Genomic DNA, 24366 nt, shown 5'->3' on the forward strand with positions numbered 1-24366 from the left:
GAGGAGGTTCTCCGCCCCGGGGGCTACCCGGCCCCCTCGATGGGACGAACCATCATGACCGTCACCGTGGCCTGCCCTGTTGGGCCGAACGCTCAGTTCTTCGAGCACAGCAGAGGCTCCCGCCGCCCTCGACCTCGTGGAGGCGCAGACCGCTTGGTACCGCACGTACAGGCAGCTCGCGGACTCCGGTCCGACGGCGAGCACCACGAGGAAGCACCGACGCCTGCAGGAACTGTCGGCGCAGATCGTCGGACACCCGTACTGGTGTGGGCCGTCGGGCACACCGGCCGCGCGCATGGACCTCAAGGAGCTCGCCCGGCGTGAGGTCGGGCGATGAGACTCGCCGCCCGAGCGGAGGCATTGGTCCGTGCGTTCCGGGCCCGGATAGTCCGCGAGCGGCGAAGACGCGGGTGACCCACCCTCTCCGAACGGCCAGGGCCGGGCTCATAGCAACCTGCGTGATCAACCGCTCTGGCGGAGGTGGTGATGGGAACGCAGCCGCGATCACGTGGAGCTGGGGCGGGGCGCGGGAGAAGAACGTCGGCAGCGATCACCGAAGGGGGCGCGGGCCGTGGGACAGAAAGTCCGCTGCCCTGGTGCCGTCACACACCAGGGCAGCGGGGCAGTGGACCCTCATGGCACAGCTGTGAGCTGGTCAGCCGATGGGGTTGACGAAGGTGCCGGGGTGGGTGGCGCTGCGCTGGTCGACGAGGGTGTCGGACTCCCAGGGCCACTCGATCTTGAGGGCCCTGGTCTCGTCGGGCGGGGTGATCTCGACCCAGGCCGGCTGGTAGAAGCCCTCTTCCTCCTCGGTGAAGGCGAGGTTGACGGTGAACTCGGTGCTCTGGCCGGCCTCCACCTCCAGAGAGCTCCACTTCTGGGAGGAGCGGGCCAGGGACCAGCGCTCACCGCCGTTCACCGAGGTCAGGTCCACACCGGGGAAACCGCCGAGCTTGCAGGAGTAGGAGCCCTTGTTCATCAGGACGATGGTGGCGGTCGTCCCGCCGTCCTCCGGCACCGGGAGCGCGTCCTGGCCCGTGGCGAAGGCGGCCTCCAGGTTTTCCGTGCGGCAGCGCTCGACACCCGCGTGCGCCCTGCCACCGCCCTCGGTGGCTGCCTGCCCGCCACCCGACTGATCCTGCGCGCCGCCCGCCTCCGAGCCCCCCTCGGCCTTGGCATCGGAACCCTGCGCACCGCCGGAGGAACCCGAGGAGCCGTTGGACCCGGCCGGGGCCGTGTCGACCTGACCCGCAGACTTCTTATCGCCACCCTCCGAGCCGTTACAGGCCGTCAGGGTCAGCGCGGCGGCCGCGGTCAGGACCGCCGCGGCGACGCGGACGGTGCGACGGCGGGCGATGCGGGCAGTGGCGTCGGAGCGCATTTCGGGTCCCCCAGAGCGGTCGGTGTCGTGGTCTGCTCGGTACGACAACAACTCTGGCCGGGGCCACTACCGCACCACCGCCGTCCCACTAACATCCGGCTCACACGACTGTGACCATGGAAAAGACGCCAAGGGCAGGCCCGTCCCCGCCATGGCGGCGAGCAGTGGCAGGTCGATCAGGGAGTCGGCGCCGGTGTGCCCGAAGGACACCGCCCACCGTGCCATCGGCATGGACCGGAACCGGTCGGTCCATCACGCCGCCCCCGCGACCGCTCTCCTGCTGGGCCGTGCCTGGGTAAGCCGCTGGGCGGGCAGCTTACCCAGGCATCGCGGATCGAGGTCGCCGTCGGCACAGGCCGCGGGTTGCCCGGTTGCTGGGCGGGGGCTGGCGGTCAGCGTACCGCTGGGGTCAGCGGGGTCAGCAGCCGTTGAGGACGGAGGACAGGGAGTTCTTCTCGGCGGAGTCGACGGAAAGGCCGTAGTAGTGCTTCACCTGGACCCAGGCGCGGGCGTAGGTGCACTTGTAGGCGGTGCGGGAGGGCCACCAGGTGCCGGGGTCCTGGTCGCCCTTGGACTGGTTGACGTTGTCGGTGACCGCGAGCAGCTGGGGGCGGGTGAGGTCGTTGGCGAGGGCCTGCCGCTTGGAGGTGGTCCAGTTCCAGGCGCCGGAGTCCCATGCCTCGGCGAGCGGGACGAGGTGGTCGATGTCCACGTCCGAGGCGGCGGACCAGGTGGCACCGTCGTAGGGGGAGTACCAGCTGCCCTTGGTGGCGGCGCAGGAGGAGTCGGTCACGACGCCGGAGCCGTCGCGCTTGAGGACGGTCTCGCGGGTGTTGCAGGCCCCGCTGATGGTGATCCAGTGCGGGAAGAGGTCTCTGCTGTAGCCGGTGCGGGAATGCTCGGCGGTCACGCTGAGGGAGGCCAGGTAGGAGCGGGCCGTGGAGGCGCTGACCGGAGTGGGCAGTGCGGCCTGCGCCGGGGCAGTGCCGAGGACGGCGAAACCGGCGGTCGCGGCGGCCACAGAGCAGGCGAGGATGGTACGTCGAGCGTTCTTACGCATGGCGTATCGACTCCTGAGCCGAAGAGGAGGTGAAAGAAGCGCCCCCATCCTGGCCCAACGGAATCTATGCGAGTAGATCATCGAAGGTGAATAGATGCCGACTTTCGGTCAACGCGATGCCGTGGAACCACGAGACGGTGAAAGACGCTACCGTCGACCACGCTCATCCGGCCGTGAACCACCGCTCGGTGCCGGCTGACCACCGAACGGCGGCTGGGCCTTTTGGCCGTCAGGGACGGTCAGTACAGCTGGATGCGGGTGAGGACGATGTACGGCGGGTCGGCGTCAGCAACGATGACGTACTCGGCGACACCCAGTACCCCGTCCCGGCCGAGCGGCATGCGTCGCTGCTGGGGCCACTTCACCGAGGCGGTGCTGCCCGGCACCATGCCCCGGGTCTCGTTGATCTGAACGGTGGCCGCAATGATCGCTCCGAAGACCTCGCCGGGCAGCGATAAGTCGGCCAGCAGCGCGTCGACCTCTTCGGACAGTTCACAAGGCCAGCCCTCTGGCTCCTGGCCGTGCGACTCACTCAACGGGCAGCCCGGCCGCCTGACGGCGCGCGATGGCCGCCGCGACGCTCTTCGTGGGCAGGGTGCCATTCAGCGCGGCCTCGGTGAACCGGCCACCGGACGGGTCGGTGTCCAGCATCGCCTCGCACCACCAGCGGCGCAGGACCCCCTCGGCGTCCTCCGGCGCGGCCGCCAGGAGCTCGCGGTAGAACTCCATCCGCCGCTCGCCCTCGAGCGCGGCCGCGATGCCCTCGGCGTTCCGCGGCACCCGGTCCGGCTCCGCGTGCGGGTGAATCGGCTGTGCACTCATGCTGCCCCTTCCATCCGCCCCTGAGTCTGCCGCGTCCCGGAGCATCTCGTCGACCGGATCGGCATTGCGACCGAGTGGAGCCAGGGGACGATCACGAAGGGGGGCGTCGTGCGGCTGACGATCGACCCTGAGACGGACACCTACGAGCAGGCGATTGCCGCTGTGCAGGCCGCCTACGGGTTGCGTCCTGTTCGCCCCTGACGACTGCCCGGAAGCACCAGCCGTTGACCCGCGCCCCGACCCGCAGGATCTCAGCGGCGACGACATCGGGGACGTTTGGAGCGAGCAGGCGCTCTTCCGGGTGATCGCCTCCCTGATACCCGGGGCCCGCGCGGTGCTGAGCCGGATAACCGACCTGGGCGGCACCACCTCGTTCGACGAGCGGAGGGCATCGAGCATGTCCTGCAGCTGTCTGTCCTCACCGACGTGGGCCTGGCCGATGACGCGGCGCTGGCGGCCGCAGGGTGCGAGCCGGTACTGCTGGACGCGGTCGACCGGGCGATGGGATGGGGCAGGGCCCGCCGCAAGACCGAAGCCGACTGACCTGGCACACGCACGGCCGACTGGGCAGCCGGTGCTCGCACCGGCCCATACGGAGGTACCCGACGCCGTTCAACTATCGGTGCCCGCAGGGCGCGCGCGTGCCGTCCCGACGCAGAAAGCCCTACCGCGTACATCACCGCCGGTGCCCAGGCGGATCCCGTCATCGCACCGCACGTCCGAACAGACCGCCCGCTGCACCAAGCCCTGCCGGGTGATCCAGCTGTACAGGCTCCGGATCAGGACCTCGCCGTCGGCCTCCGGAAGCCGATCCGTCAGCCGGCTGGCCAGCAACTGCGGCGTCGCCGAGTTGTCGCCTGATGCTCGGCTACGTTCCCCGCCGCTCGGGATCTTCCTGGGACCTCTTCAGCGGCAACGGCAACACCGCGAAGGCCGTCAAGGCCCTCGCCCCCTGTACTTACCTCCACCGCCCTGGCTGTTCGGCTGCTGTTTGGTCAGCCAGACGCCGCAGCATAGGGAGTCGACGTTTACTGAATTTCATCACGCTGGCAACACAAAAGTTCACTACAATCATCAATAAGTACACACTGAAATAGAACCAAACCCATCCAGGGCATGCTCGAATTCGATGCGATAGATTAAAAACTACATAAAACGAAAAAAATCCTAGGATCAGAGGCCAGGCAATGTAGTCAATATAGCCCAAGGTGACAAATGTCAGATTCTTTACGCCACCACCTACGGATAGGCCGCGATGCAGTGTTACGTATCCCGGAAATCGCGGCCCATGAGAGACGGTGTAAGGATTCAGCTTCCTCTCGAGATACATTAGATAACTCTGTCGAACCATCGATGCAGTTTGCTGGTATCGGACATAACAAGACAGGATCAAAGGCGGAGCTGCGGCCCCCAGAAGGATCCAGTCTGGAATGCTCTTCAGGTTGCTTGTCGCCCCGAGGAATGCCGTGGCGACACCGATATATGCGATAATTGCAGAGTTCACGGCGACAATCAATGTAGCCGAGTTCTGCTCATCGCTACGTTCAACTTGATAGATGGCCAGCAATTCTGAAGTATTCATGGTCCCAGTCTGTGATTCTACCCGAAGGGCACGTCAGGGTTTACCCATCAGGGACGGGCGTGCCTTCATACTGAGACGGTCAGGGCATGTCTGCACATCTAGTTGCGCTCTCTGAGCGGCTCACCTCCGCTGGCGCGGAGAGCACCGTCACCTCCGCTGGCGCGGAGAGCACTTTCGCGACCTGCGCGGTTAGAACAGGTTTGCCATTCCTTGACTGCCAGTGTTAGGTGATCCTTCGGACGCGCCATACGCACGAATAAGCTTGTATGCCGAGTAATGGAGTGCCGAGGCGGTCAAGGCGGCGATCACAGACCGGCAGACCCGTCGACTGCGCGGCGTGGAGGCAACTGCGCACGAACCGTATGCCTTCGACATCGCCGACCAGCTGCGCCGGATGGGCTGGCGGCAGACCGAGGTCGCTTCCGGGCGGTGTCGGCAGCCTTCGTCGCGGCGGCCACCGCGTCCGCGCCGTTCGGGTTCGCGCGGAACCCGCCTCAGCTTCCTCGGTCCGGCCCAGCATCGCCAGGGCGCACCGCCGGTACTCCGGTGCCGCCTGCTGCACCGTCTGGAGCGCGGCGAAGGCGAGCGCGGCCGCGAGCTGGAGGACCCTGCGGGGTCGTCGGTCAGTAGCTGGAGTTCGGTCAGGGGCTCACCTACGGTGTTGCGCGCTGCGAGCGCGGCCTGCTCGGCGACCACCTGTTCCGCCGCATCGAATACAGCGCCTCCCGGGCTGCTGAACAAATGCGGCCCGTTGTTGTTCTCGTGAACAGGAGCCGCATGGGGGTTCGTCGGTGTCCGTAGGGTGTGAGCAGGGGCAGTCTTAGGGAGATCCGTGGGCGCTGAGGTGTGGGCCGATGTGGTGGTTCTGACCGCGCTGGAGGTCGAGTACCGGGCGGTGCGCGCCCATCTGGAGGATCTGCGGCCGGTCCCGGCGGAGCGAGGCGCGTTGTTCGAGCTGGGTGTGTTCCGTGAGGGATCCGGGGAGCGGACGGTGGCCATCCATATGACGGGTCCGGGGAATCCGGGTGCCGGGGTCTCGGTCGAGCGGGCGGCGGCGCTCTTCGCGCCCCGGGCGGTGCTGTTCGTCGGGGTGGCGGGCGGCGTCAAGGATGTCGCGCTGGGTGATGTGGTGGCCGCCGACGCGGTGTACGACTACGAGACCGGCAAGGACACCGAGACCGGGTTCCTTCCCCGGCAGAAGACCTATCAGTCCGCGTACGGACTGGTGCAGCTGGCCCGGCTGGTGGCAGCGGGCGACGAGTGGCAGGAGCGGGTCCGCCCGGGGGACGACGCGCCACGCGCCCGGGCGGACGATGCGCCATGCCCTCGGACGGACGCCGCGCCGCGCCCCCGCGCCCATGTCAAGCCCCTCGCGGCGGGCGGCCGGGTGGTGGCGCACCACCGCTCGGACACCGGGCTCAGGCTCGCGGCCAGTGCGGGTGACGCGCTCGCGGTGGACATGGAAGGCTTCGGCTTCCTCGCCGGCGCGTATGCCAACCAGCAGGTGGACGCACTGGTGATCCGCGGCATCTCGGACCTGCTCGGAGACAAGGCCGAGGCACACGACGAGCACTGGCAGCCGGTGGCCTCCCGACACGCCGCCGCCTTCGCCTTCGAACTGATCAGCCGCATCCCGGTCGCGGACCCTGCGGCGGCCCGCCCACTCGACGCTCCCACCCGGCCTGACGCTCTGGTGGGAGGATCATTGTCCTCGGCGCCCGGCCGGGACTGCGACGGCGGGGGACGGCGGGGTGGCCGTAGGCGGGAACCAGTCCATCCGCGCCGAGAGCAGCTCGACTACCACCTGGACCATGGGGGATGTGAACCTGGGAGACCCTTCGCGTTCGGGTCCACCCCCGCCCGGCCCGGAGCGGTCCCCGAATGCGTGCCTGGCGCTTCGGGCGGCAGAGTCATCGCCCAACACAGCAGCCTGGCTGTCGGCTATGCCGAACAAGTTCGGTTCCAGGGCCCGGTGCCGCAACCAGCGGGATGGCCGCACCAGGTGGGCTTGATCCCGCCGCGGGCGCTGGCCTTCCAAAGCCGTGCCGTGGCCGAGCAGTTGCACCAGGCGCTCAGGGGAGAGGACACCGCGGTGCTCGGTCAGGTCCTGTCCGGACTTGGTGGTGTGGGCAAGACGCAACTGGCTGCCGACTACGCCCGCATCGCGTGGGAGCACGGTGAGCTGGATGTGCTGGTGTGGGTGACCGCAAGCAGCAGGGAAACCGTCGTGGCTGGCTACACGCAGGCCGCCGTCGAACTGCTGGCCGTGGAACCGGACGAGCACGCCGCCGGCGCCTTCCTGGCCTGGCTGCAGCCCACGCGCGGCCGGGAATGCCGGTGGCTGATGGTGCTGGACGACGTGACCGACCCGGCCGACATGCGCGGGCTGTGGCCACCGTCCAACCCGCACGGCCGCACCCTGGCCACCACACGGCGCCGCGATGCCGCCCTGATCGCGGCAGACCGGCGCCTGCTCAGCGTGGGCCTGTTCACCCCCGAGGAGGCTACGGCTCACCTGGGCCAGGCGCTCGCCGACCACCACCGTCACGCGCCCGCTGATCAGATCCATGCCCTGGCCGCTGATCTCGGATACCTGCCGCTGGCCCTGTCCCAAGCCACCGCGTACCTGATGGACACCGGCATCAGCTGTGCTCGCTACCGAGAACTGCTGGCCGACCGGACCAGAGCTCTGTCCGACTTGCTCCCCGAGCCCGGCATTCTTCCCGACGACCAAACAACTACCGTCGCCGCCACCTGGTCCTTGTCGATTGAGAGGGCAGAGCGCCTCCGCCCGCAGGGTCTGGCTCGGCCTATGCTCCAGCTGCTCGCGATGCTCGACCCTAGTGGAATCCCCGAAAGCGTCGTGACCAGCGCTCCAGCCCTCGGCCACCTTGCCCGCCACCACACCAGCACCACCGCCTCAGTAACCACCGGGCCGGAACCCGGTCCGGTAACTCAGGAGGAGGCCGTTGGTGCCCTGCGAGCCCTGCACCGGCTCAGCCTGATCGACCACACCCCCGATACTCCCCACCTGGCCATCCGCGTTCACCACCTCATCCAACGCGCAACCTGGGACAGCCTCCTCCTCGACCATGGTGACCAGGTCGCCCGTACCGCCGCCGACGCCCTCGTCGCTGCCTGGCCCGGCATTGAACGCGACACCGCCCTCGTCCAAGCCCTGCGTGCCAACACCACCGCCCTCACCAGGACCGCCGAAGACGCCCTCTACCGGCCCGACGCCCACGCGGTGCTGTACCGGGCCGGTGAAAGTCTCGGCGGATCCGGTCAGGTAAGCGCCGCACGCGACTACTTCCAACACCTCGCCACCGAGGCAAGCCGTCACTTGGACTCTGACCATCTGAATACTTTCGAGGCCCGAAGTCACCTCGCCCACTGGCAGGGAGAGGCGGGGGATGTGGCTGGGGCTGCCACCGCCTTCGCGGAACTGCTGCCCGACATGGTGCGGGTACTGGAACCCGACCGCTTCATAACCGTTGCCTCCCTCGCCAACAGCGCTTACTGGCGGGGGAAGGCGGGGGATGTGGCTGGGGCTGCCACCGCCTTCGCGGAACTGCTGCCCGACATGGTGCGGGTACTGGGACCGGACGACCTTGAGATACTCAAAACGCGGTACAACCTCGTCTACTGGCGGAAGGAGGCGGGGGATGCGGCTGGGGCTGCCGCGGCCTATGCCGAACTGTTGTCCGACGTGGTTCGGGTACTGGGACCCGACCACCCGTTCGCCCTCACCACACGGTGTGCCCTCGCCTGCTCGAGGGGGGACACAGGGGATGCTGCCGGAGCTGTGACCGGCTTGGCGGAACTGCTGGCCGACCAGGAGGCGGTGCTAGGCCCCGACCACCTCGACACCCTCACCACCCAAGACTGCCTTGCCCGGTATCAGGGGGAGGCGGGAGATGCGGCCGGGGCTGCCACCGCCTATGCCGGGCTGTTGCCCGACATGCTGAGAGTGCTGGGACCCGACCACCCTCAAACACTCAGCACTGCGAGTGACTCCGCGTACTGGCGGGGGAAGGCGGGGGATGTGGCTGGGGCTGCCACCGCCTTCGCGGAACTGCTGCCCGACATGGTTCAGGTACTGGGACCCGACCACCCGGACACCCTCACCACGCGGTACAACCTTGCCTACTGGCGGGGGGAGGCGGGAGATGCGGCCGGGGCCGCGACCGCCTTCGCGGAACTGCTGCCCGACATGGTTCAGGTACTGGGACCCGACCACCCCGAAACACTCTCCGTGCGGTGTGCCCTCGCCTGGTCGAGAGGAGGGGCGGGGGATGCTGCTGGAGCTGTGACCGCCTTGGCGGAACTGCTGGCCGACCAGGAGACCGTGCTAGGCCCCGACCACCCCACAACCGTCACTACCCGGCAAGACCTCACGTACTGGCAGGGGAACGCGGGGAATGGTCACAAGGAATGAGTGTCGAATAATGACCGTCAGGTGACCAGGGGCCGTAATTCCCCCTGCGCGCGTTCGACGGCTTAGGCGCCACGCCCCCTTCATGGACGCCTACTTGATCAAACTGCCGTCAGGCAGGCCATGATCCTGTCGGTCAGGCGCTCAGCGAAGAGCCCCGGCACCATGGTGGACCCGTCGGGCCATTTCAGCCGCACAACTTCACCGAGAACGACGGCAGGGTGCCGGGCAGGATCCTCGATCTTGCTCAGACGCCACAGGATGCCGATCGCGAGACTCTCCGGCCAGTATCCCGGAACCATCTGACCGCCTCCAGGCCACACCATTCCGGCGATCTCGGTCATCAAAGCGTCGTACCGTGCGTCTTTCCCTGCTGCCACACGTTCAGAGGGGATGGGCCCTTGCCAGCCGGTCGTGGTCGGACGTGACTCGTACACTCGGGTCAGCGCGCCGACGCTTTCCAGCACCGATGTTGACGTGTACTCGGCGCACTGGCAGTCACGCCATTCCTCCGAGCCCGCCACCGTGCAGTTGTTGCAGCGGTGAAGGCTCCTGCTGTGCCCGCAGACACAGTCGAGTGCAACCTCGATCAGCTTCTGTGCGCCTTTCGCCCGAGCCGGCGGGGCCTGCTTCGGAACAGTTGAGTCCTTGTCCGGGAATCGGATGGCATCTTCCACAACCTGCACCGGGTCACCTAGCGGGGTGAGGTCGAACCACTCACCGCGGACTCGGTGCGGCGCAAACCGATGGTGTAACGCACTCTCGTGATCACCTTCTGATGACCACAGCAGCGACAGTTTCATGGGCTGCCCGGTCTGGAGTGACGCCAGGCGCTTCTTCGGATCCCCCGAGGTGAAACCGATCTTCACAAGTGGGGAGCCCTCCATCCCCACCAGATAGGTAGTAGGTACCTTCACCGGCTCCCGACGCTTCGCCACGCGCGGCAGCAACTTGCTCTCCTGCTCAGGCGAGACGGACGTGTCGTAGCCGGGTTCTTCTGTGCTGTAGGCGTTCACCCTTGAGGTCCTTTCGAGTGCGGGGTGAGGGGGCAGCCCGAGGCGAGCCGCCCATCTGAGTGTGTAACTGGGGTCTGACATGGCTGGCCCGGCGGCTTCGACCTAGGCCAGCCGCACTGTCCTGTCTCACCGTCGGCGCGTTCGGCAGACATGGCGGCGGCCGTGATCACCGAGAAAGTCTTTTATCACCTGTCATATGACGTGATGGGGGTCTTGCCGGTCCTTGGTGTGTGGTTCACCATCTGCAACAGAAAGTAATGGAGGGGACACGGAGTGGGGGGCCATGTCGACCGGGACGAGCGGGACTTACTGGCAGGGGAAAGCTCTGCCGAGCGTGTTCAAGCATGAGCTGCTGCGGCGCTACATCCCTCCGTTCGGAGGGATGACGAGCAGGCAGTCGCGGGACAAGCGAGTGGTGTATCTGGACGGGTACGCAGGTGAGGGCCGGTACGAGAGCGGTGAGCCGGGCTCGGCGGAGATCGCTATGCGGGTCGCCTCCTACTACCGATCGCGCGGACTGAACCTGTCGTGCTTCTTCGTGGAGGAACAGGCCAAGTCCTTCGAACGCCTGCTGGAAGTCCTCCAGACCTATCGGGCCCGCGGTGTCGACGCGCGAGCGCACCGCGGGGAGGTCGACGGCGTCCTCGACGATGTGGTGCTGCGGGCCAGGGGTGTTCCGCTGTTTTTGTTCCTGGATCCGTGCGGGCTGTGCCTGCCGATGGAACGTCTGGTGGATGTCCTGGCGCGGCGACGGCCGGGGACCCGCCCGGCGACGGAGCTGCTGATGAACTTCAGCATGATGGCGGTCCGGCGACTGGGCGGCCATGTCACCTCGCCCAAGGGCAACGAGAAGAGCCTGGAGCGGTTCGACGCGGTGTGCGGGGGCCGGTGGTGGCGTGAGTACTTCAGCGGCGCCGCCTCCGAGCAGGACGCGGCCGAGGCTGTGGCGGCAGAGTACGCCCGGCGCCTGGAGCAGCAGACCGACATGTCGGTGCAGTCGGTGCCGGTCGCCGCCGACCCTGACGTGAAGCCGGTCTACCACCTGGTCTTCGGCACCCGCAGCCCGTATGGCCTGTGGGTCTTCGGAGACGCGGTGGCACGGGCCCGGGACGAGTGGTGGAAGACGCTCGAGCTTCGAGAAGACGACGCACTGTTCTCCGTCATCTCGCTCAAGCGGCCCGATCCGGCAACGGTGGAGAAGGAAGCAGTGCCAGCCATGGCCCGCAACCTGGAGAAACTGCTGCTGCGCACCAGGCGGCCGGTGAAACTGGTCGACCACACGCTGGAGGTGTTCGGTACCTACTACGGACAGGTCACCGAGCCGGTTGCCCGGAAGGCGGTGAAGCTTCTCCACAGCCAGGGCAAGACGCCCACCACCGGTGTGGGCGAGAAGCGGACCCGCGAGCTGATCGTGCGCCCCGCAGCCTGATCATCCCGTGAAGCGGCCGCCGCGGTGGTCTGCGGCGGCCGCCCAGGGCGTGATCAGGCAGCGGCTGGGCTGGGCATTTCGTCCCAGGTGCGGCCGGCGAGCTCGCGGCCCCCGGCCTTGGGGGTGCGGCCTCCCCATTGTTTGAAGAAGAACGCCACTCCTGCTTCCTGGCAGGTGTCACGGATGCCGGTCACCCAGGCCGCGTCCAGCGGGCGGTGGCGCGGTCCGGACTCACCGCCGGCGATGACCCAGTGGATGCTCTCCAGGTCCAGCCCGGGCAGCGGGCCCAGCAGCGGCTCGCAGGAAAGGAACCGCACGGCGGCCGGGACCTGGCGCAGGTCATCCACGCGTGGCAGTTCGGTCTCCGACTCGACCGACACACCCATCCACACGTTCGGGGGCCAGTCCAGCTTCGGGGCGAGCTGGCGCAGGCGCCGGGCCCGCTTGGTCAGGATCTGGTAGGTGTGCTGCGGGGTGTCGGCCATGACCTCGAAGACCTGCCGCACGTAGTCCAGTGGCACGCGTGCGTGGAACAAGTCGCTCATGGAATTGACGAACACGGTGCGAGGGCTCTTCCACCCGTAGGGCACATCCAGCGAGTCCGGGTGCAGCGTGACGCCGAATCCGGGGCCGGAGGTCCGCAGGTCGCCGTCGTTCTGGTACTTCGGCGCCCCCATCGCCTTGAGCCTCTTGGCCAGGGCAAGGGCGTAACAGTTGGTGCAGCCCTCCGAGACTCGGTCGCACCCTGTGGTGGGATTCCACGTCGCCTCGGTCCACTCAATGGCGCTTCGATCGCTCACCGGCTACCTCCCCCTCGCCTCGCTACTCCGCCAGTCACGTACAGCGTGCTCAACGACCACGCTCCGATGCCGACACCCAGCCATCCAATCACCTCAACACCTCCGATATCACCGGCCCGTACACATCTCCCGCACGCACAGTCATCACGCGGTACGGGCCTCTCGAGACGCGGCCGCAGCCGCGGAACCAGCTCGCTCAGCACGAGCCCGCCGCAGTGCGCGAACGCGGCCACTGTCGGCGGCTGCCTCCCGTGCCGCCTTGGCCTGTAGTTCCTCGATCGCGGCTTGCCCGTCGCCGAAGTCCTCCTCCGGCTCGCGCATCCCACGGCTCGCGTTCTGCCGCTCGATGGCCGCCGCGATCGACGGGTCGACGCGGCTCGGAGGCGCGACGGCCTGGTGCGCGGCGAGTGCCTGGTGGAAGCCGGCCGATCCCATCTCGCGCGTCTTCACCGGCGCCCGCGGAGCGTCCGGCGCGGCGGCCGGGGCCTTGGGCGCGGTCCGAGGCACGGGCGCGGCACCCGGGGGCAGGACCCGCACGGTACGCACCGCCTCGGTGCCGACCGACTCGTTGGCCGCGGCGACGATCCGCGCGGTGATCAGGCGGAGCTGGGTGGCGTAGGCCGAAGAGGCCGGGCGGAGGTCAAGCTGCCCGGTCTCCGGGTGGAACCCGACGGCCGCGACCTGGTGGGGCAGCTGCGGAGCGACGGCCGCGGCGATGTCCGGCCAGCGGTCCAGGACGCTGCCGCCGGCGGCCGGGAGCTCCCAGGCCCGGTCGGCTATCAGGCCCTGGAGCAGGGCAGCGAACCCCGTCGGCTCCCGGCCATCCCGGCGCGTGCTCGAGGACCGGGTCCGCCGCTTCGTCTTCCGCGTTCCGGCCTCACCGCGTGCCTTGGCGGCTTCTCGGGCTTGGTGCAGTGCGACCCGGGCCAGGTCCACTCCACTGGTGTTGCGTGCTTCGGTCATGACCACACCTGCCTGGCGGGAAGGCCAACACGGATGGCGAGCTGGGCGAGCGAGGGAATTGGGTGGTTCTTCGCGCAGATGGCGAGGCACATGTCCGGGCGGTCGATGGTCACGAGCCGAAGGTCGCGGATCTCTGTGGCTTTGGCGCCGTGGCGCCCGTGATCGGCGAGCTCAGCTACGGCGTGGACCGGAGCACTGGTGCCAGCGGTCGTCGCGGTGTGCTGGGCAGCCCAGTCCGCGACGAACTGGTCAGCAGGAGTCTGTGCCGTGTGCCGCAGGATGGCGGGGTGTTCCGGTCCCCAGACCTGGACGGCGTCGTGGCAGGTTTCCAGCAGTACGCCGTCGAGGACCTGGTGGTCGGTGTTGGCGTCGACTGTTGCCACAAGAATCGCGACGGGGCGCATGTGGGTTCTGATCCCCGTCACCCGGACGGTGGGGACGAGCTCGTTGAGCCGCGCGACGACGTACTGCGCGAGCAACCGCAGATGTGTCCGGTACGCCGCCTGAGAGCAGGTCACATGCAGATATCCGTGGGCGTCGACCCCGGCCACGCGCAGACGCCGGGCAAGGTTCTCGCTGCCCAGTGCCTCCTCCCACAGGTGGGCCATGTTGCCGGTGAGCCATTCCGCAGGCCGCAGATCCGGTGTGTCATGGTCTGCAGCCGACGGCATGTCGGACCTGTTGCTCACGCTGACCTCCACGTGGTGTGTCCAAGCACGAGGTGGTGGGTGCCGGACAGGCGCTGCACTTCGTTGACGAGCTGGTTGCTGAACAGACGTCGCGCCGACGTCTCGCCAAAGGCGTCGATGTGGTCGAAGACCACCTGGTGGTCCTTCATGGCCCGCACTCGCCAGTCCCGCACCTGTTCCCGGGTCAGCTGCTCCAGGTCGGGCGCCTCGTCCTCAGCGTGATGGCCGTGGGCGGGCAGGTCCGCCACCAGGCTGTTGTCCAGCGGCTGCTGGGATCGAGGAGCGAAGGCTTCGGCGACCAGGCGGCGCACCGACTCGCTGCGGGGAGCCTGCCAGACGCCCTCCCACTCCTGGTGGCGGGCCTGCTCGGCACGGCGGGAGTCCCGGTACGCATCCACGGCACGCGCCCGGCCCTCAGCTGTCGGCCACAGGGTGGTTGCTCCCTTGAGCCGTCCGGCGAGGAACCCCGAGGGCCGGTGCACGGTGCTCGGGGCGTCGCCACAGTCGAGGAACGCGATCACCTCGTCTGCGGTCCAGCCGGCGTCCGAGACCTCCTTGAGGATCCAGGCGATCCGGGGCACCGAGGCCCGTCCCATCCACGGCACCTGGCGGATCAGCTCCGAGGCCAGCTGGAAACGGCGCCCAACGCTGTTGAGCTTCCGGCGGCCCCGCTTGACCTTCTTTGGGGTGGGGGACTTGCTCTGCCCGCTTGCGAGCCTGCTCTCAGGGGGGAAGGAAGTAGTACCCGCAGTAGAAGACGCTGAGGTACCAACCTGCATTGGGGTGCAACGCGCCTCATCCGAAACAGCCGTCACAACCCCCTGCTCAGCACCCCTCACCGGGGCCTTCGACGACGTCTTCGACCGCGGCTTGCGCACCTTCCGCGACGCCTTCTTCGCCAGCTTCGCCACCAGCTCCCGGCCGCTCTCCGCGATCCCGGTCACCCGACGCGCGGTGCCCTCACCGGACGTACGGATCCCCAGCGCCCGATCGAACTCCGGCGGAATCATCCACACGTACTCGCTCGCCTGCGCCCGCTCCCCGCGGACCCGCGTCCCGCGCACCTTCCAGGCCAGCAGCCCGGTCTCCCGCAGCATCGCCAGGTGATACTCCACCGCCCGCTCCGACAAGCCGGTACGGCGCATCAGATACTCGACCCCGGGGCGGCACGGCGACAGCTCCGTCAGCAGCTGCGCGATCCACACCGTCGTCGGGCCGAACGCACGCGGCCCGTGCGACCGGTACCGCCGCGGCTCATACAACCCCGACCCCGCCACCCAGTGCACCGCCTGCATCCAGCTGTAACCATCCAGCGCCACCCGCCCCGACGACGTCGACAACCACTGCCGCGCCTCCGGCACCCACAGATCAGGCAGCACAGACACCGCGCCGTCGTCGACCGGCGAACGCGCGGCGGGGACCATCACGGCGGTATCCACCGCCACGGCACTCATCGGTCCGCCTGCACGGCGCGGGCAGGCGGCAACGACAACGCGTTAGAGATCATGTCGCGACCCTCGAACGGATCGCCTGTGGACAGAGATCGCGCCGAACCGGCGTGACGGTTGGCCCGGGGCGCAGTGGAGTGGACGGGCAGGACGGTGAAAGCGGGAGAGGTCCTCACGCCTGCTACAGGTGTGGGAATCCGCTGCGGTGTGACACCGAACGAGCATTGATCTTCGCGCTGAGCGGGACATGCTGGGCGAATCAGACTGTGATATCCCGCCAGACGGGACTTCACAGACGCGCAAACGCGAATGAAACGGACGTATCTGGGCTGGCGAAAGCCAGAACAGTCATGCAAAATGAGAGCTGCTCCTCTCCATGTGTGAGGGCATGACGAAGCCCCTCGGGGTCTTCGTGGTTCCTGGGAAAGAACCAAGGTTCGAACCGTTCGACCGGCCGCTAACCGATCGGACGACCCCTTCGGGAGGGCCCGCTAAACCCACCCGGTGGAATGTGGGGGCGCTCAGCCGAGGTGACCGCTAATCACCTGGGTGGCAGAGCGTCCCGGCGGCTCAAGGCCCGCAGTGCGGGCGCCGCCTCAAGCGACTACGCCGTCTCGACCTCCAGGGGAGAGATGTGCCCGCGCCCGGACCGGCGCGGAAAAACAGAAACGGCACCCGACCACCGGAGCGACGCGCGAGTCATCGCTGCTACGGAAGCGGGTGCCGTGTGTGTCTGGCAGAGGATACGGGTACCCTGGGGCATGTCGAGACCATCCTGATCTTGGTCTGCGGCCGTGCCCCGGAGTGCAGCCTCGCGGGGCTTAACCATGTCTGTATTGATCTTATCCGCAGACACACTACCCCCACTACTGCGCGTAACGACACCCCGTACTCCCCCGTGTCGCCTTGCTCCCAGAGCCTCCTGACGTGGCGCCATTTCTGGCTGACCTCGGCCCTCGGTAAACAGAAGGACACTCAGACCGGCATGATGACCATCATGCACGCGACGCCAACCAACCCCCTCGACGTGGAGACATTCGCCGAGCCGGCGCAGCAGCGCCGCTTCGCCGCAGCGATGCATCGGATCGCCGCCGACCGTCCCCCAGGCGCCCCGGTACGCGTGTACATCAGCGCAGCCCCCCGCACGAGGAACAACCCGAAGTGGGAGAACTGGCTCGCCCAGATCACGGACGAACTCCCCGACGGAGTTCAGACCCTCCACTACGGCACCGTCTTCAACGAAGACCGGCCCTACGACTGGGAGACCGTAGCCGACGGCCTCGACGGCCTCGTCGTCGTAGGCAAACAGAAGAGACCCGGAAGCCGCGTCAACCTGCTCGGCCCCATCGCACGCCTCGAACTGCGCTCCTTGGTCGCCCGAAAACCCGTCCTCCTCTACGGGCACAACCTCGGTCTCATCCCAGTCATCGACTGCCAGAGCCAGGTCCTCACTCCCGAAGACGCACCACGGCTCAAACTCATCGCGCCCAAGCGATGGAGGAAGGGTGACTCCCCGACTCTCCAGGCCGCCCTCCGAGCTCTGCGACCGCGTGGCACGGACGTCGGGGCCGACCAGAACATGAACGTGCCGAGTCACATGGATCATCCGTTCGCCGTACCTCCCCGATGACCTCTTCGAGCCGGCAGCGCCCATGATCCGAGCAGATATTTCCGGATTCGCCAAGATGGTTATGCCGGATTCGCCGGACTTCCCGTCCGGCGGGCAACTTTCCGCGCACATATCCCGTCAGGCGGGACGCGTGGATGATGTGCTGCCCGTGGGACGGTGTTGACGACTCGCGCGTGCCGTGCGGGCACCGTCATAGGCGGGTAGCTGGTCGTTGGTTCCACATCAGCCCTTCTTCGCCGTTTGGCACCGACGGCAGTCTGCTGCCGCTGTCAGCCATGCGCTCGGCGACCATGGCACATCGCTTCGGAACTCGAGGCACTCGCATCCGTAATCACAGCCCCACCCAGGGATGAGGCCGCCACAGGTGTAGGGAGGAGGCCCTCCGTGGTCGGTTGTGGTGTGTCCGCACTCGCAACGGATGCCCTTACCGGCGTCTTCGGTAGCCCACTCAGGGACCCCGTTGGGCGGTCGGTGTGTGTGCCCGACCACGAAGGTCCGCTTTCCGCCCTGCTTCTTGTGGAGCTTCTCGCCTTGCTCCGGGTACTGCTGCTCCAGGAGTTCGGCCACCTGGGCGATTTCTTCGGGCCAGTCATCCTGTCGGAAGCGGAACCACTCGCCAGACACACGCTGCGCGGCGAAATGACGGTGCAGCTTGGTTTCCAACGCAGGGTCGGACGTTTCTCGCTGCCACCACACCTGGAGTGGGACCGGTGAGGCGGTTTGTAACTGACGCAGCCTCTTGGCGACGTTACCTGACTTGCCGATCTTCACGGGTGCTGGCTGTTCTGAGCTACTGATGGCGTACAGGAATGTAGTCATCGGTCATCTCCCGGTATGTGATGATTGGTGGCTTTGGCGGGGCACCCTCGGGTAGATCGACGAGGTCAGGCCATCAGCCCCACTCATGGGAGAGGACGGAGTACAGCACACTGTCGCGCCAGGCACCGTTCGTGTAGACGTGATCGCGCAGGACTCCCTCCCGGGTGAATCCGAGCTGCTCCACCATGGCGATCGAAGCCGCATTCTCGGGTCCGATCGCCGCACTGATTCGGTGCAGGCCCAGCTCCGTAAATGCGTATGTCGTGAGGGTGCGGGCCGCGTCCGTGGCGTAGCCGCGGCCCCATTCCTCTGCTGCGATCGCGTAGCCGAGCTTGCCGGCCTTGACGCCGGCGTATCCGATCCGTGCGAAGCCGATGACATGGTCGTCGCCGTGCTTGGCCACTGCCAGGTAGTACTCCGTCCGCGGCTCCTGCTGGGCGCGTTCGAGTGTCCCCTCGATCATGGCGATGGCCTGGTCCCGATCACGGCTGTCGAAAGACAACCACCTGGTGACTTTGTCGTCGCCAATGATCGCCAGGACATCCTCGACATCCCGTATAGAGAACTCACGCAGGACCACCTTGCTGCCGGTGATACGGATTGGATACGTCAAGGGAGAGCTCCTAGCGGGGCAAAGCCTTCAGCGGGGTGCGGGTGAAGATCTCGATCTGCTCCTGCAAGCCGGCACCCGCCTCCGCAAGGGGAGAGTCGCGCAGCGCGAGATGGACCCGCTGTGTGCAGGTGATGATGCCGTTGATCCGCTGCTCGGGGGCGAGGTCGAGTACCGGTGCGACGGCCTCAGCGGCTCCTTCCAGCTCTCCCGCCTGGATCCGTGCGATAGCCAGGGCGCTGCGGGAGCCGGCCTGGTCGCCGAATGCCCACTCGGGAGACGAGCTGTCCTCGTAGGCGTCTACCGCTCGCCTCGCGTAGTCGTCTGCTGCCGTCACCTCGGATGGCAACCATGACAGAGCCTCTGCCGCGTAGTAGATCTGACGGGCCCGCCCGAAAGTGCACAGGCCGCCGAGCTCGTCGACCTCGTCTTCCTGCACGCTGTCCCAGGCGGCTTCGGCGCGTTCAATCGCTGCCCGTGCCGCGTTCGCGTTTCCGAGCGAGGCCCAGGCGCGGGCCTCGTTCATGGGCAGCCACACGCTGGCGGTGTTGCTGGCGGCGAACTCGGCGCCGGACTGGGCGTAGCGGACGGATTCACGTGTCCGGCCAGCCCAGTACGAGACCAGGGACTGAAGACCGCGGATCCATGCTCGCAGACCGTTGTGATCCGCGTTGTCCGCGCACACATAGGCTGTCCGCGCCTGAGTCAGGGCCGCATGGGGATCGGCCATGTCGTGCGAGGCTTTCGCGAGCAGGCCGCCCGTGACACCAGCGAGAAAATACAGCTGCCGGGCTTGCGCGGGGCGACGCTGTTGCTCCAACAGAGTGAAGACCGTGTCCTGTGTACCGATCAGATCCGGCAGCAGCTCGGACAGCGGTCGCTGCGGGTAGTCCAGCGCCAGGCGCTGAACATCCGCGTGTACCTGCTCCATGACATCGGACGTGAGATCGGTCTGGCCTGCCGCAAGGGCGAAGCTTTTGGCTCGTCGTGCTGCCATTTCAATTAACTCCCGGTCCGCAGCGGGCTGTCCTGTGGCAAGGAGCAGCCCAGTGGGCTCGGCTGCCGCGAGGAGAACTTCACCGCTCCATGGGGCGAGAAGCTCGTTGAGCGGTTTGCCGAACATCGACTGAAGAACACGGCGCATGACTGGCGTGGTGTTTGTCCGCTCGCCACTGGCCAGGCGGCGCAGGTGCCGAGTGCTGAGCGTGACATTTTCACCCAGCTCCTTGGCGAGACGATCGAACTCCCGAACGATCTCCTCGTAGGTGCGTGGCTGCTGGCGCAGCAGGCACTCCAACATGGTGCGCGGCTCTCCCTGGCGAGCGTTGCCAGCCACTGGTCCTCCCCGAGTCACAATCCGTGCTCTGCGCGACCAGTGTCATGCGGCGACGACGGCAAATCAGCAGAGCGAACGCCTTGGTCCGATAGTGGTCCGCTTCATGTCCTGGACTGGTCCAGGACGGGGCAGCTGCGGGACCTCGTCTGGTCATGCTCCCGCAATCCACGGTTGTGAACAGCGAATTCACGAGAGTCCGTTGAGCTGAGGAGGGGGCGCCATGTCCGAGAAGCGGCATCTGGTGACCGACGCGCACGGCCGATCTCTCGACTTGATGTCTGTTGGCCAGGTACCCGCGGTGCCTGCTGAAGGTGGAACGCGTCGGCACAGAAGGCTTTCTGCCGTCGGTATCACTGGGGCGCTGGTAGGTGGCGCTGTCGGGATTGTGTTGATCATCGCGATCCGCGACATCGCTATGACGCTGGCGGGTACGGGTATCGGCGGTGTGATCCTTAAGGCCTTGCTGGCGCCGTCGAGTCGGCAGGAGCGGTGAGTTCCATGTCCGTTCATGGACACCCAGCCGCGCCGAACTCTGCTGCTGCCTCCTTGTCGTATGGGGGCAGCAGCCGGTGATCAGTAAAGCGTCAGCCATCGAACTCGTAGTTCAGCACGCTGCTCGGCTGCCCGTCGTAGACGATGTGCGGCTCATCAGCCGTCGGCGGGTGGAACCGACCCGCGAACCTGAGCAGGTCTTCCTCGCTGAACTCGATCGAATTGGCATCGACCAGCGACTTCGCGTTGCGCTCCCGGATCCGCTCCCAGCGCACTTCATGAGGGACCGGCAGGTAGATCAGTATGGGGACGCCTCCGGCCTCCGTCACGGTCGCCGCCCACTGGGCACGTTCCTCTGGAGTCCAGAAGCCGTGGTCGACAACGACATCTCGCCCTGCTGCCAGGTGCTCCTGGAGCTCGAGGGCGATGTCCTTGAGCACGGGTGCCTCCCGGATGCGGAACTGACCGCGCGGGAAGTCCTGGCCGTAGTGGCCGTAGCGGCGGAACATCTCCTCATCAGGACAGAGGCGCACCAGCCCGGCCTGCTCAAGGGCGCGCGCCAGCGTCGTCTTGCCAGCGCCCGGCATCCCTGTCATGAGGATGGCCCGCGGCGCTGCCCCCGGTCGGTCGGGCAGGGCTTCGGAGATGCGGCTGATCTCGAATCGTCCTTCCAGGGTCAGAGTGTCGGTGTGCTCGGCATGCAGGAGCACACCGAGGTTGCGCTCAAGACGGTTGACGACAGTGTCGTCCAAGACGATGTCATCGCGCCGGGTCACCGGACCTCCGAAGTGGTCCGCCGCGTGCGGCCGGGGGCTCCCAGGTCGACGCCGTACTCCAGTAGCTCGCCGTCGGCGTCCAAGAATCGCGCGGTCAGCACGAGGATCGCTGCGACTGTGCCGGCCTCCAGCTCCAGGAGCTCAAGGTCCTGGACAGTGGCAATGCGGGCGGTCTCCTCATCCTCGCGCTGCGCAACCCTGCGTCCGGTGGCTCGGGCAATCAGGTCGAGCGATAGCCCGCCCTTGAGGCGCTCGCTCTCAGCCAACTCGGGCAGTACCTGCGCGAACTCGGCTGGGATCCAGGACGTCGAGTGGGAGACGATGCCGTGAGAGTCCCGGTAGACACGGCTTCGACGGATCACATCGTCACCGCGAGTGATGCCGAGCACGTTCGCGATTTCTTCGGGGGCGGCAACGATGCCAGCGGTGTGGCCAGACGACTGCTCACCGACGCCCCACGACGACTTTGTCTTGCTGCTGCGGTCGTGGCGTTCGGAGCCGGAGGAGAGCGACACCGGGCGTCCCACGACCTCGGTACCCACACCTGGGATGCCCCGGACCAGCTTCTCCTCGCGCAGCAGCCGCATGGCCCTGTCGGCCGTGGCGGTACTGACCTTCCATTCATCGGCCAGGGCCTTGATGCTCGGCAGCAGGTTGCCCGGCGACAGCTTCCCGGAGCTGATGAGGTCGCGGTAGTGGCCCGCGATGCGCGCATACGGCGGCCGGTTGTCGGCTCGGGGTGGGCCGGGCATGTTCGCCTCCATTCGCTTCCTAGATACCTCACTATACCGCTTGACACCTGAGGGTACCTGAGGCAACCTGAGGTATGTGATCGACGGTGATCCTCTTGGAACACCGCGTAAGCGCACCGCAGCAGTCGCCACCTCGGTGGCCCCGGAGTCTTTGCACCATGAGGCACCACTAACTCCTCCGGGCCAGGGCCTTCGGCTCAAGGGCTGCTGCGCGAAGTCGCAGCGCTGATGCGTTGTCCGTCCTGCGGGACGCCGGCCTAGCCGTGCGTCCCGCAGCGGCGGAGAGAGCACCCGCGATTGATACACCCCGCCCGCTCCGTACGTGAGGAGTCCATATGTCTGCTGCTGCCGTTACCGAGCGCACCGCCAAGGAGCGTGTCCGCCGTACCCGTTCCCGCGGCCGCAACGAGCTTGCCCCGCTGCGTGTTTCCCAGATTGCCGTGCACGAGTACGACCTGGACCCGGCCTGCATCTCCCTGGTGTGCCCGTCCTGTCGTACCTGGGTTCCGATCAGTCGTCCGAACGGGCGGCCTGGACGGACTCGGTTGGTGCCACACGACACGGAGAGGGCAGGCACGGCCGATCCGACCTACTGCACGGACGGCAGCCACCGGCGCGTGATCATCGACGTAGAGGTCGAGCGGTGGCGGCGACGTATGGAGGAAGGCGTCTCGGAGACCGACGGGCGCCGCTCGAACCGCGTCACGCGGAAACCGAAGGTCACGCCCGCGCCAGCCCTCACTCAGATCGCGGCTCAGAAGCAGACCGCGACGACGGAGGATGAGCCGGGCGATGGCCGGCCGCTGTGGCTGCTGCGCGAGATGAAGTGGGCCTCGACAGAACCGGCGGTCCGCGAGACCGACGCCCGGCGTGCCCAGCGTCCCGCTGGTGACGTCCCGCAGGCCGGTCCTCCGGTCCCGCTCGCCACCCTTCGCCCCAAGCGCCCGATGCGCTGAATCGCCCTGCACGAACGACCCGGCCCCGGCCATCCCGAGTGATCGGGGGTGGCCGGGGCCGCGGCTGTTCGTATGGCAGTCAGCAGTGCCCGAGGGTGTGGGATGGTCGTCTCCGGGGCTGATTCAGCAACTGGATTTGGTTGGGTCGGCGGGTGCAGGGATTTTGCGTCTGTGGTCAGTGATTGCTGTGAGGCGGGCGTGTTTCTTGTCTGTTTTGCCCAGTGGGGAGGGTTGTTTGGTGGGGCTGGAATCCTGACCAGGGCTTTACTGGAATTTGCATGCTTGTTTGCCGTGAAAGGCGGCGTTGAGTGTTTGAGCGTTAAGTTGCCGCCGTCGGTTAGAGCTCGACGGCGGCAACTTCCCGTATCGCTTACGGATAGCAGTCGGAACTGGTGCTGATCCGCACCCCGTTGGGGTACACGTTGGCGCCGTACAAACTCCTGAGGTCCCAGATCGTGTTGGGCTGCCCTTCACCCAGGCAGCTGGTCTGGCCGTTGCTGTAGCGGATGTATGCGACGTCGTCGTTGCGGGTGTTTACTGCGTAGTAGATGTCGGTTCGGGAGAACGACTGCCACCCGGAGGTGACGTCCTGGAACTGTCCGACTTTCGTCTTGGACGCGGTGTAGAAACAGACCTTCGGGTAGTCGCAGCCGAGAGCGGCAGCTTGTGCTGGTCCGCCGGTTGTCAGCACAGCAGCGGCGCTCAGGAGCCCAGCACACCCGAACACTCCTAATGATCTCTTGATGCCCTTGAACATAAATCCCCCCATCTCTTCGGTGTTGGGCGAATTCAATTTAGCGAATGCCGCTTCAATGCTGAGAGGGGGAATTCTGGCCAAGCTTGGGATCCAAGCGCCGTGACCGACCTGCGGGCAGCGGTCACGGCGGCCTGACAACTGTTCCTACCAGCGACCACGGCCCCGGCCACTCCGTACGCGGGGTGGCCGGGGCCGTGGCTGCTCGTACGACGGCTACTCGTACGGACAGCCCGCAAAACGATGACGGCCCCGGGATTGCGCCCCGGGGCCGTCGTCGGTCGCCAACTCGGTGGAGAGAGGAATCGACCTTGCGAACCATCATGACAGCTCCCCCGCCTCCTCGCGTACACGCGGGAGATAGCGACCCGAGCATCCCGGAGACGCTGCACCGTGTCCGGCGGGATTGCCAGGAGTCCCCGCTCATCCCCACGGTCCCCGGACTGTGCGTTCGGCGCCACGTCCGCGGAGTCGTCGCCCGGATGGCCGCCTCGGCCATCACGCTCGGCGCCGAGCGTGAGCTGGTTGGCAGGCAGATCCGGTGCCACATCGAGAAGGGCTGCTCCTGTGGGCCGAACGACAAATGCAGGCACCCCCACCCCGTGCCTCCCCAGAC

General features: G+C 67.1%; 22 protein-coding genes and 1 pseudogene. 7 read left to right on the top strand and 16 right to left on the bottom strand.

The features are described from left to right. Positions 1-136 precede the first annotated feature (136 nt). The gene (locus KHP12_RS53900) at positions 137-337 is read left to right on the top strand and encodes a DUF8825 domain-containing protein (RefSeq protein ID WP_498073216.1); all 201 of its coding nucleotides are present in this window, start codon (positions 137-139) and stop codon (positions 335-337) included. 318 nt (positions 338-655) lie between these two features. Here KHP12_RS53900 and KHP12_RS06235 read toward each other — a convergent pair whose 3' ends face one another. The 5 genes from KHP12_RS06235 to KHP12_RS06255 all read right to left on the bottom strand — a co-directional run bounded on the left by KHP12_RS06235 (position 656) and on the right by KHP12_RS06255 (position 4845). Next, positions 656-1381, bottom strand: coding sequence for a DUF4232 domain-containing protein (locus KHP12_RS06235; protein ID WP_211831798.1), 726 nt, complete (start codon positions 1379-1381; stop codon positions 656-658). A gap of 418 nt (positions 1382-1799) precedes the next feature. Beyond that, positions 1800-2441: an HNH endonuclease family protein gene (locus tag KHP12_RS06240; protein ID WP_211831800.1), complete on the bottom strand. Its 642-nt coding sequence runs from the start codon at positions 2439-2441 to the stop codon at positions 1800-1802. Positions 2442-2680: 239 nt separating this feature from the next. Next, complete coding sequence (locus tag KHP12_RS06245) at positions 2681-2977, bottom strand: hypothetical protein (protein WP_211831802.1); 297 nt, start codon at positions 2975-2977, stop codon at positions 2681-2683. Then, a complete protein-coding gene (locus KHP12_RS06250) occupies positions 2970-3263 on the bottom strand; it encodes a hypothetical protein (RefSeq protein ID WP_211831804.1) in 294 nt (97 codons plus the stop codon). Before KHP12_RS06250 ends, KHP12_RS06245 begins: the two co-directional genes overlap by 8 nt. A gap of 958 nt (positions 3264-4221) precedes the next feature. After that, positions 4222-4845, bottom strand: coding sequence for a hypothetical protein (locus tag KHP12_RS06255; RefSeq protein WP_211831806.1), 624 nt, complete (start codon positions 4843-4845; stop codon positions 4222-4224). Between the two features lie 277 nt (positions 4846-5122). Between KHP12_RS06255 and KHP12_RS50680 the strand changes: the two are divergent. Together KHP12_RS50680 and KHP12_RS06260 are read left to right on the top strand one after the other, a co-directional pair. Next, positions 5123-5260: pseudogene (locus tag KHP12_RS50680) on the top strand (peptidoglycan bridge formation protein FemAB); the annotation flags it as partial. Positions 5261-5677: 417 nt separating this feature from the next. Continuing rightward, positions 5678-9283, top strand: coding sequence for a tetratricopeptide repeat protein (locus KHP12_RS06260; protein ID WP_211831807.1), 3606 nt, complete (start codon positions 5678-5680; stop codon positions 9281-9283). Positions 9284-9381: 98 nt separating this feature from the next. On the opposite strand, the gene KHP12_RS06265 is transcribed toward KHP12_RS06260, so the two are convergent. Beyond that, a complete protein-coding gene (locus tag KHP12_RS06265; RefSeq protein ID WP_211831808.1) occupies positions 9382-10296 on the bottom strand; it encodes a GIY-YIG nuclease family protein in 915 nt (304 codons plus the stop codon). Positions 10297-10579: 283 nt separating this feature from the next. Here KHP12_RS06265 and tcmP point away from each other — a divergent pair, with 283 nt between their 5' ends. Then, a complete protein-coding gene (gene tcmP, locus KHP12_RS06270; RefSeq protein ID WP_211831809.1) occupies positions 10580-11725 on the top strand; it encodes a three-Cys-motif partner protein TcmP in 1146 nt (381 codons plus the stop codon). Between the two features lie 53 nt (positions 11726-11778). Here the strand turns inward: tcmP and KHP12_RS06275 are convergent, their stop codons facing one another. The 4 genes from KHP12_RS06275 to KHP12_RS06290 all read right to left on the bottom strand — a co-directional run bounded on the left by KHP12_RS06275 (position 11779) and on the right by KHP12_RS06290 (position 15631). Further along, entirely contained in the window at positions 11779-12525 is a 747-nt protein-coding gene (locus KHP12_RS06275; protein WP_211831810.1) for a DUF5131 family protein, read from the bottom strand. A gap of 144 nt (positions 12526-12669) precedes the next feature. Further along, the gene (locus tag KHP12_RS06280) at positions 12670-13488 is read right to left on the bottom strand and encodes a DciA family protein (protein WP_211831811.1); all 819 of its coding nucleotides are present in this window, start codon (positions 13486-13488) and stop codon (positions 12670-12672) included. Continuing rightward, the gene (locus tag KHP12_RS06285) at positions 13485-14189 is read right to left on the bottom strand and encodes a DciA family protein (protein ID WP_211831812.1); all 705 of its coding nucleotides are present in this window, start codon (positions 14187-14189) and stop codon (positions 13485-13487) included. Before KHP12_RS06285 ends, KHP12_RS06280 begins: the two co-directional genes overlap by 4 nt. After that, positions 14174-15631 carry a helix-turn-helix domain-containing protein gene (locus KHP12_RS06290; RefSeq protein WP_211831813.1) on the bottom strand — a complete coding sequence of 486 codons (1458 nt, stop codon included), beginning with the start codon at positions 15629-15631 and terminating at the stop codon, positions 14174-14176. The genes KHP12_RS06285 and KHP12_RS06290 overlap by 16 nt, the downstream gene beginning before the upstream one ends. A gap of 979 nt (positions 15632-16610) precedes the next feature. Here KHP12_RS06290 and KHP12_RS06295 point away from each other — a divergent pair. Next, on the top strand, positions 16611-17255 hold the full coding sequence (locus KHP12_RS06295) for a hypothetical protein (protein WP_246642989.1): 645 nt from the start codon (positions 16611-16613) through the stop codon (positions 17253-17255). Positions 17256-17477: 222 nt separating this feature from the next. Here KHP12_RS06295 and KHP12_RS53270 read toward each other — a convergent pair whose 3' ends face one another. From KHP12_RS53270 to KHP12_RS06310, 3 genes are all read right to left on the bottom strand, one after another. Then, positions 17478-18074 (bottom strand): GIY-YIG nuclease family protein, encoded by a 597-nt coding sequence (locus tag KHP12_RS53270; protein WP_372455171.1) that lies wholly within the window; start codon positions 18072-18074, stop codon positions 17478-17480. A 73-nt stretch (positions 18075-18147) separates the two neighbouring features. Further along, the gene (locus KHP12_RS06305) at positions 18148-18687 is read right to left on the bottom strand and encodes a GNAT family N-acetyltransferase (RefSeq protein ID WP_211831818.1); all 540 of its coding nucleotides are present in this window, start codon (positions 18685-18687) and stop codon (positions 18148-18150) included. 10 nt (positions 18688-18697) lie between these two features. Next, on the bottom strand, positions 18698-19984 hold the full coding sequence (locus KHP12_RS06310) for an NsdA family TPR-like regulatory protein (protein WP_211831820.1): 1287 nt from the start codon (positions 19982-19984) through the stop codon (positions 18698-18700). 256 nt (positions 19985-20240) lie between these two features. On the opposite strand from KHP12_RS06310, the gene KHP12_RS06315 reads away from it, so the two are divergent. Beyond that, the gene (locus KHP12_RS06315) at positions 20241-20513 is read left to right on the top strand and encodes a hypothetical protein (protein ID WP_211831822.1); all 273 of its coding nucleotides are present in this window, start codon (positions 20241-20243) and stop codon (positions 20511-20513) included. A gap of 91 nt (positions 20514-20604) precedes the next feature. Here the strand turns inward: KHP12_RS06315 and KHP12_RS06320 are convergent, their stop codons facing one another. Both KHP12_RS06320 and KHP12_RS06325 read right to left on the bottom strand, forming a co-directional pair. Beyond that, positions 20605-21288, bottom strand: a complete 684-nt coding sequence (locus KHP12_RS06320; protein WP_211831824.1) for an AAA family ATPase — start codon at positions 21286-21288, stop codon at positions 20605-20607. Next, the gene (locus tag KHP12_RS06325; protein WP_211831955.1) at positions 21285-22040 is read right to left on the bottom strand and encodes a GntR family transcriptional regulator; all 756 of its coding nucleotides are present in this window, start codon (positions 22038-22040) and stop codon (positions 21285-21287) included. Before KHP12_RS06325 ends, KHP12_RS06320 begins: the two co-directional genes overlap by 4 nt. A gap of 335 nt (positions 22041-22375) precedes the next feature. On the opposite strand from KHP12_RS06325, the gene KHP12_RS06330 reads away from it, so the two are divergent. Then, positions 22376-22996 carry a hypothetical protein gene (locus KHP12_RS06330; protein WP_211831826.1) on the top strand — a complete coding sequence of 207 codons (621 nt, stop codon included), beginning with the start codon at positions 22376-22378 and terminating at the stop codon, positions 22994-22996. Between the two features lie 370 nt (positions 22997-23366). Here the strand turns inward: KHP12_RS06330 and KHP12_RS06335 are convergent, their stop codons facing one another. Next, positions 23367-23834: a hypothetical protein gene (locus KHP12_RS06335; protein WP_211831827.1), complete on the bottom strand. Its 468-nt coding sequence runs from the start codon at positions 23832-23834 to the stop codon at positions 23367-23369. Between the last annotated feature and the right edge of the window lie 532 nt (positions 23835-24366).

It is taken from the genome of Streptomyces asiaticus (assembly GCF_018138715.1).
In the GTDB taxonomy this organism is placed as follows: Bacteria; Actinomycetota; Actinomycetes; order Streptomycetales; family Streptomycetaceae; genus Streptomyces; species Streptomyces asiaticus.

Coding starts and splice junctions, on each gene's coding strand:
- KHP12_RS06235 (WP_211831798.1), bottom strand. CDS start 1,381: ATGCGCTCCGACGCCACTGCCCGCATCGCCCGCCGTCGCACCGTCCGC.
- KHP12_RS06240 (WP_211831800.1), bottom strand. CDS start 2,441: ATGCGTAAGAACGCTCGACGTACCATCCTCGCCTGCTCTGTGGCCGCC.
- KHP12_RS06250 (WP_211831804.1), bottom strand. CDS start 3,263: ATGAGTGCACAGCCGATTCACCCGCACGCGGAGCCGGACCGGGTGCCG.
- KHP12_RS06255 (WP_211831806.1), bottom strand. CDS start 4,845: ATGAATACTTCAGAATTGCTGGCCATCTATCAAGTTGAACGTAGCGAT.
- tcmP (WP_211831809.1), top strand. CDS start 10,580: ATGTCGACCGGGACGAGCGGGACTTACTGGCAGGGGAAAGCTCTGCCG.
- KHP12_RS06280 (WP_211831811.1), bottom strand. CDS start 13,488: ATGACCGAAGCACGCAACACCAGTGGAGTGGACCTGGCCCGGGTCGCA.
- KHP12_RS06290 (WP_211831813.1), bottom strand. CDS start 15,631: ATGAGTGCCGTGGCGGTGGATACCGCCGTGATGGTCCCCGCCGCGCGT.
- KHP12_RS06295 (WP_246642989.1), top strand. CDS start 16,611: ATGATGACCATCATGCACGCGACGCCAACCAACCCCCTCGACGTGGAG.
- KHP12_RS53270 (WP_372455171.1), bottom strand. CDS start 18,074: ATGACTACATTCCTGTACGCCATCAGTAGCTCAGAACAGCCAGCACCC.
- KHP12_RS06310 (WP_211831820.1), bottom strand. CDS start 19,984: ATGTTGGAGTGCCTGCTGCGCCAGCAGCCACGCACCTACGAGGAGATC.
- KHP12_RS06315 (WP_211831822.1), top strand. CDS start 20,241: ATGTCCGAGAAGCGGCATCTGGTGACCGACGCGCACGGCCGATCTCTC.
- KHP12_RS06325 (WP_211831955.1), bottom strand. CDS start 22,040: ATGCCCGGCCCACCCCGAGCCGACAACCGGCCGCCGTATGCGCGCATC.
- KHP12_RS06330 (WP_211831826.1), top strand. CDS start 22,376: ATGTCTGCTGCTGCCGTTACCGAGCGCACCGCCAAGGAGCGTGTCCGC.